This window comes from Streptomyces sp. NPDC057638 (genome assembly GCF_042800315.1).
GTDB lineage: Bacteria > Actinomycetota > Actinomycetes > Streptomycetales > Streptomycetaceae > Streptomyces.
Genome location: NZ_JBHVHF010000416.1, coordinates 1 through 5,527, shown reverse-complemented (window position 1 = coordinate 5,527; position 5,527 = coordinate 1). Strand labels below are relative to the sequence as shown.

Genomic DNA, 5,527 nt, shown 5'->3' with positions numbered 1-5,527 from the left:
GGGTCCGCCGTGCGCGGACCCGGCACCGCCCGCCGGGCACCCCGCCCCTCCTTCCCGGCGACACCCCCGTCCGCCAGGCGCCACCTCCCGCCTGGGCCCGCCCTCCATAGACCCGACCCCGGCATCGGCCCCATGAACCCGAACCCGGCGTCCGGCCTCATGAACCCGGACCCGGTGCCCGGACTCATAGACCCGGACCCGGCGTCCGATGAGACCGGTTCAGGGCGACCGTCCGGAGCTGGACCGCTCTCCACCCCTTGATCACCTTCTGCCCCACCCTCACCAAACCCGACAGAGTGTGATCATCACACCATCACCGACCCCCGGGGGATCCCGGCCACCGATCCGGGCGTACGCTGTACAGCTACCGCTGTCGCCGGAACCGACCGACTCTTGCGCGCGGCACGTACACGCAACGCGGGGAGAGCACGGTGCTGGAGAGTCTGGGGTCGCTGATCAGCAGCCCTTGGATCTACGCGGTGGTGGCGCTCTCCGTCCTCCTCGACGTGTTCCTGCCGCTGCTTCCGAGCGGAGTGCTCGTGGTCACGGCCGCGACCGCCGCCGCCGCGGGCACCACGACCGCCACCGTCGCGGGAGCCACCGAACAGGTCCCGCGCGAAGTGCCCTCCCTGCTGGTCCTGGCCCTCTGCGCCGCGACCGCCTCCGTCCTCGGCGACCTCGTCGCCTACCGGCTCGCCCGCAACGGCGGTGCCCGTTTCGACCGGGCCATCGCCCGCTCCCGCCGTCTCACCACCGCCCAGGCGCGCCTGGGCACGGCCCTGAGCCGTGGCGGTGGTGTCCTGGTCGTGATCGCCCGGTTCGCCCCGGCGGGCCGCTCGGTGGTCTCCCTCGGCGCGGGCGCGGCACGGCGCAAGACCAGGGAGTTCCTGCCCTGGTCCGCGCTGGCGGGGGTGATCTGGGCGGGCTACAGCGTCGGGCTCGGCTACTTCGGGGGCCAGTGGCTCGGCGCGAGCTGGTTCGGCGCGGGCGTCTCCGTCCTCGCGCTCTTCGGCGCGGGCGGGCTCGCCGCGTACGTGATGCGGCGCCCGTCGCAGCGTGCGCGGACGGCGGAGCCCCCCGCCATGGCGACGGCCTGCGACTGACCCGGCGATAAGCCGAAGGGGCGCGCCCAGCACACCGGTGGGGGTCCCCCCGGGCGGAGCCTGGGGGAGAGAACAACCGCTGAGAAGCGGACGGAGTACCGGCCGCACCTGGCGGCGGGGCCGTCCGGCCTGGGTGATCGCCCTTCGCGCTATCCGGCCGCCTTGGCTCCCCGGACCTCCAGGCCCTCCAGCAGGACCCGGGTCGCCTCGGTGATCTCCGCGACGGCACGGTCGAAGACCTCCTGGTTGTGCGCGGCGGGCGCGCGGAAGCCGGAGACCTTGCGGACGTACTGGAGCGCGGCGGCGTGGAAGTCCTCCTCGGTGGCCTGTTCGGGCAGGACGGGCGGACGGAGCGTCTTGATGCTGCGGCACATGTCTCCGATGGTATTCCCGGCCATCGCTCCCCGGCGGCCCACCGTCCTTCCGCACCGGGCGGCCACCGCTCCCCGGCGTCGTTACCTGGGAATCCACGGGACCTGAGAATCCACGGGCGCTTCCGTGGAGGTCCACCGCTGTTCCACAGCGGCCCGCCGTCCGGACGGCGGTCACCGGGCGACCGGGCCCTGCACCGGCGTACCCGCCGAGCACCCGGGGCAGGGGGGCGGAAGGGCCGTCACGGAGGATCCGGGGCCGGGGCGGTGGCGGGGTTGCGCAGGACGGGACGGGACCAGGGCGCGTCGGCACCGTCCACACCGCCGGACTCCGGACCGTCGTCGAACTCCAGCGCGTCGAACCCCGGGCCGCCGTGCTCCAGCCCCTCCTCCTCCGGCCGCAGCCCCAGCTCGCGCAGCTCGTTGACCGCCATCATGGCCGTGAACACGGCGTTCGGGTTGGCGCCCCCGATGCCCAGGTCGGCGACCGCCGCCGCGAAGCGCGCGGTGAACTCGCCCGGCCGCACCGGGCGGCCCTCCCCCGTCAGCCGGAGGGCCGCCGTCTGGAGGGCGACCGCCTGCTCCAGCAGTCCGTCCAGACAGGACACCGCCTCGGCGCCACGGCGCAGGGCGAAGGTGTGCCCATCGGTGAGGATCGCGGCCTCTCCGGCCTCGAAGAGGTGGGCGACGGCACCCAGTACGGTCTGGATCTTGAGCTGGTCGGCGTCGGCCATCGCGCCACAGGCCCCGTTGCCCTCGTCCGACAGATGGAGCACGCCGGAGTCCCGCAGATGCACGATCACATGCCCGGCACAGTGGCCCTGGCTGCGCAGGACGCGGACCGCGCCGTCCGCGAAGGTCCAGCCGGTGAAGCGCAGCGAGCCGATCCGGATCAGCTCCAGCGGGCGCTCCTCATAGGTCCGGGTGGTCGCGCCGAAGGGCCGCAGGGGCTGGAAGGGCAGCAGCACCCCGGCCACGGTCTGCGCGGGCGGCGCGGGCAGCACCTTCGCCCCGGAGACACGGTCGAAGGACCACACCCAGTGCGCCACCGGGTCCCGCATCTGGTCGATGTCCGGGGCGGGCACGTAGTGCTCGACCGGCACGCCCAGTTCATCGGCCAGGTCGTTGTTGGCGACGTGGTCGGGATGACCGTGGGTGGTCAGCAGCAGCGCCCGGGACCAGGGCCCGACCCGGCCGGTCGCCTCCCGCAGCGCCGCGCGGAAGGCGGCGGTGGCACCGGTGTCGACCAGGACGAGGGTGTCACCGACCCGGTGGACGAGGGCGTTGGCGGCGTCCGGCTGGCCGCGCTCCAGGTCCAGCGGCTGTCCCAGGACGAGCACGGTCCGCTCGTCGATCTCGATCAGGTCACCGAGCGTGGTCATGGGTTCCTCCCGGGCTCTGTCACCCCCGGCGCTGCCGACCACGGCTCCCCCGCCGACGAGCGTACGCCGCACTCCGCGCGGTGTCCCCGGGAAGCCCGGGGCACGATGGCGGACCCGGGGCACGGGACACGGCACCCGGCACCCGGGGCGCGGCGACCGACACGGGACACGGGCACGGACGGGCCCCGGGCGTGACCTAGGACGCGCCCCAGGACGAAGCGGCGGCATCGGCTCCAGGCGTGGTCGGCGGGACCGACACCAGATCCGCCAGGACGGCCGCGTGGTCGGACGGCCAGACCCCGTCCACCGGCCCGTCCCCCACCCGGCGGGCCGTGTGCACCCGGCCCAGCCCGCCCGGCCCCGGCGCGCCCACATGGATGTAGTCGACCCGGACGCTCGGTCCGTAGGCGGGCTCGATATACGGGTTGGCCAGGTCCCAGGTGACGCCGGGCGCACCGGCCTGCGCGTACTCCCAGACGTCCATCAGCACCTGGCCGGGCACGGCCGGGGCGGTGCGGTAGCCGCCGAGCAGCCGGATCTCGTCCGAGTCGGGCCAGGCGTTGAAGTCACCCGTGACGACCGGCGGGAAGGAGGTCCCGTGCCGGTGTTCGGCCACGAACTCCGCGAGGGCGGCGACCTGTGCGCACCGTACCGCCGAGGCGTGGATCTCCGAGCTGAGGTGGGTGGTGAAGAACGGCACCCGGCAGCCGGGCGCGGCCACTCCCGTGTAGAGGGCGAGCCGCCCGTCGTCGTCCCCCTCGGCGGCGGGCAGCCGCAGGACGCGCCGTTCGGCGATGGGCCAGCGGCTGAGGACGGCGTTGCCGAAGCCGACGGCGGAGTCCCCGAGCCGCCGCTGCCAGCGCTCGGGCGCGGAGGAGGCGGCCCAGGTCCACTCCATCCCGAGTTCGTCGGCGAGCCAGGCGGCGAGGTTCTCGCCCCGGCAGGCCCACACCTCCTGCAACCCCACGATGTCGGGGTCCAGTTCCCGCAGGACGGAGAGGATGGCCTTGCGCCGCTCCTCCCAGGGCCCGAACCGCCACCACACGTTCCATGTGACCACCCGCACCCCACCAGCCATGCCACTCCTCACCCGGCGCACCGCGCCTGGCCGTCCGTCACCAACCGTGGAAGGCCCGCAAGCTAGCACGGCCGGGCGGCGCCGCACGGCCCGCGCGCCCGGCCCCCGGGGCGTCCGTCCCCGCTGCCCCTACCGCCCCCCTACCGCCTGCGGGGCCGTGACACCATCTGCCGTCAGAGGCGGCAGAGCACACCCAGGGGGAAGGGCACGATGGGGCTGATCGAGGAATTCATCGCGCGGTACACCAAGGAGTACGACTTCTACGAGAAGGCGGCCCGGCGGGTCTCCCAGCAGCTCGAACGGGATCTGCGTGCCGCTGGTGTCCGCTGCATCGTCAGCCACCGCGCGAAGGACATCGCCCGTCTGGAGGAGAAGTGCCGACAGCGGGCGGCGGAGAAGGAGTACGCCTCCGTGGCCGACATCTTCCGGGACATCGTCGATCTGGCCGGGGTGCGGGTCGCCCTCTACTTCCCCGGCCAGCGGGACCAGGTCGACAAGACCGTCACCCGTCTCTTCCGGCTGGAGAAGCGGAAGGCGTTCCCGGAGAACGGCGGGCTCACCCCTGACAAGCGGTTCTCGGGGTACTCGGCGGTGCACTACCGGGTGCGGCTGAAGGAGGAGGAGCTGAGCGACCTCGACAAGCGCTACTCCACGGCGTACGTCGAGATCCAGGTCGCGTCCGTCCTCATGCACGCGTGGTCGGAGGTGGAGCACGACCTCATCTACAAGCCGCTGGGGGGCGATCTGTCCGAGCAGGAACTCGCGGTCCTGGACCAGCTCAACGGACTGGTGATAGCCGGGGAGATCTCCCTGAAGATGCTCCAGCAGGCGGGCGAGCAGCGGGTCGCGAGCGCGGAGCGCGACTTCGTCAACCACTACGAACTCGCCGCGCACCTCCTCGGCCACGCCAACGAGGTCATGGAGGAACCCGTCCAGGAGTCGGGCCTCGGCCGCATCGACGCCCTGTTCGGCTTCCTGACCCGGCTCGGCAAGACGACCCCGTCGGACCTGGAGCCCTACCTCGCCTCCCTGCACGGCAACACCGAGACCCGCCCCCTGGCGGACCAGGTGATGGACATGCTCCTCGCCGAGGACTCGGACCGCTATGAGTCCCTCGGCTCGGTCCACCCCGTCCACGCGGGGGCGCGGCGGCCCACCACCGCGACGGGACGGGGGGCCGGAAAGGCCGGAGAGCCGGGGCAGGCGGGAGAGACCGGGGAGGAGGACATCGGCGGCGCCGACAGCTTCGCCCCGCTCGAAGCCGCGAACTCCGACTATCTCGTCGGCCGCTTCCTGACCAGCTGGATCGAACTGGAACGCCTGGTCCGCGGCATGTCCCCGCCCACCCCCGCCGGCCAGCCCATGGCCCCCCTGGCCAAGCTCCTGCGCGCGACCCCCGAGCTGGACCCGGCCACCCACCGCGAAATCGGCGCCCTCCACCGGGTCCGCAACTACATCGTCCACGGCCGCACACCCTTGGACGTCAACCTCGCCGAGGTCATCGAACGCGTCCAGGCGGTGACGGCACGCCTGCGCGACCGGCTCTCCGACGGCTGAGGGCAGTCCCTGAGGAACGCCGGAGGCCCCCGGTCG

At 73.4% G+C, this 5,527-nt stretch carries 5 protein-coding genes; 2 read left to right on the top strand and 3 right to left on the bottom strand.

Annotated features, from left to right (window positions below; all coding sequences use genetic code 11):
* Window positions 1-431: 431 nt before the first annotated feature.
* Window positions 432-1,103, top strand: a complete 672-nt coding sequence (locus tag ACFVIM_RS32250) for a DedA family protein (protein WP_384309047.1) — start codon at window positions 432-434, stop codon at window positions 1,101-1,103.
* 149 nt (window positions 1,104-1,252) lie between these two features.
* Here the strand turns inward: ACFVIM_RS32250 and ACFVIM_RS32245 are convergent, their stop codons facing one another.
* The 3 genes from ACFVIM_RS32245 to ACFVIM_RS32235 all read right to left on the bottom strand — a co-directional run bounded on the left by ACFVIM_RS32245 (window position 1,253) and on the right by ACFVIM_RS32235 (window position 3,934).
* The gene (locus ACFVIM_RS32245) at window positions 1,253-1,477 is read right to left on the bottom strand and encodes a DUF2277 domain-containing protein (RefSeq protein WP_384309045.1); all 225 of its coding nucleotides are present in this window, start codon (window positions 1,475-1,477) and stop codon (window positions 1,253-1,255) included.
* Between the two features lie 239 nt (window positions 1,478-1,716).
* Window positions 1,717-2,856, bottom strand: coding sequence for an MBL fold metallo-hydrolase (locus tag ACFVIM_RS32240; RefSeq protein WP_384309042.1), 1,140 nt, complete (start codon window positions 2,854-2,856; stop codon window positions 1,717-1,719).
* Between the two features lie 196 nt (window positions 2,857-3,052).
* A complete protein-coding gene (locus ACFVIM_RS32235) occupies window positions 3,053-3,934 on the bottom strand; it encodes an endonuclease/exonuclease/phosphatase family protein (protein WP_384309039.1) in 882 nt (293 codons plus the stop codon).
* A gap of 210 nt (window positions 3,935-4,144) precedes the next feature.
* Here ACFVIM_RS32235 and ACFVIM_RS32230 point away from each other — a divergent pair, with 210 nt between their 5' ends.
* Window positions 4,145-5,491, top strand: a complete 1,347-nt coding sequence (locus ACFVIM_RS32230; RefSeq protein WP_384309035.1) for a GTP pyrophosphokinase family protein — start codon at window positions 4,145-4,147, stop codon at window positions 5,489-5,491.
* Window positions 5,492-5,527: the final 36 nt, after the last annotated feature.